This is a genomic window from Limnohabitans sp. Hippo3 (assembly GCF_003063665.1).
Lineage (GTDB): Bacteria > Pseudomonadota > Gammaproteobacteria > Burkholderiales > Burkholderiaceae_C > Limnohabitans_A.
Genome location: NZ_NESF01000026.1, coordinates 1 through 1,415 on the forward strand (window position 1 = coordinate 1; position 1,415 = coordinate 1,415).

Consider the following 1,415-nt stretch of genomic DNA (forward strand, 5'->3'; position numbering starts at 1 on the left):
ATGCGCTAACTTAATATCTTACGCAACGTTGCCCTCTGTGAGCGGCGTTTTCGGCTCGGTTCAGCCAAACGGTAGCGTAGGTCCTGCCATCGCCTGATCGCATCGGTCACCCGAAGATTAGGCGCGACGCAACGACCAAGCAGCCCCAGCATCAACGAAGTTTCACGCCAAGGGCAGCTCTCGCGAGGTCGGCGAGAACCATGAGATCTCGTATCCCCAGGGGGAAACGCACTCGACATGAGCGATCAAGCGAGCAATCAGTATAGACACCATCAGCTTTCCCTGCAGCCAACTTCGAGCCGCCTCGGGGTCATGCTTTTTCAGATGACCCAACTGAATGAGCGACTTCAGCCGCTTGAACTCCAATTCGATTTGCCATCGCAGGCGGTATACCTCCATCACTTGGGCGGCGTCGAGCTCCGACTCCAGCGTGGTGAAGATCAACACGTACTCTGCCGCCTCCAGGGTCTGCGCTTGCAATTGCGCTCCGTTGCGTTGACTCTCGCGCCACACCCGTTGGCGCGCCTTGTCTGCTGCTGCAGCACTCTTGCGCACGGCGCACAGACGCCCGCTGACGGTCTCGGCCACTTGCTGGCCACGCTTAGCTTTGACCTGCACAAGGGCTGGCCAGCTGCCCGCCTGCCCCACTTTCAATTGACGCACGTGTTTGAGGATGTCCAGCCGCGCACCCGAGGCGGGATCTGTCAACGGCAGCGTGACCAAATTCATACGCACAATCACATCCGCGCCGTGGCGCTTGACGTAGGCAATTCCGCCCGGGTGCGCGTAGCCGCGGTCAGCCATGAAGACGTCACCCGCGTGCACCTCAAACCGCTTGAGGGTCTCGCCCTCGTCGCTGGGCCCCAGATGCACCTGCTGGCACTGAAGCTGGGGCAGCGAGATCGCGTAATGCAGGCGCCACTTCGAGCCGGTCACCCCTGGCTCGGACACCACGCTGCCATCGACGAGCTTGAGCGTGCGCGCACCCAGGGCGCTGTGCGCAAGAGGGGCTGCACTGCTCAGCTCTGGGGCGCCACGCAGGCGCTGAGCCATCCATTCGAACCAGCGTGCGCACGAGCGCAGGCGTTTGAGTAAGGCCACATCACTGACTTCGGCCAGCCCGGCAAGGGATGCACGTGCCGCCGTTTCTCTGAGTGAGCAGCCATCGGCCAAATGGATCAGCATGACACGCAGCAGCGTGCGCACATCGTTGATGCCGCGGGCTCGCCGAAACGCCTGCAGCTCGCGAGCCATCTCCATCCAGCCCGCTGGCAGCAGCGCCTCCACCAGCTGCCAGTCCTCATCGAGGCGAACAAATTCCGACGGCTGCACCGAGCACTCCATGGCCTTCTCCTTCCATACGCAATGGAGAAGAGCATATCTCAAATTGATATTTTAAGTTAGCGCATATGCGC

At 61.3% G+C, this 1,415-nt stretch carries 1 protein-coding gene; it reads right to left on the bottom strand.

The window, feature by feature from the left end:
- Positions 1–162 precede the first annotated feature (162 nt).
- Positions 163–1,344 (bottom strand): IS4 family transposase, encoded by a 1,182-nt coding sequence (locus B9Z34_RS14390; protein WP_108428799.1) that lies wholly within the window; start codon positions 1,342–1,344, stop codon positions 163–165.
- Between the last annotated feature and the right edge of the window lie 71 nt (positions 1,345–1,415).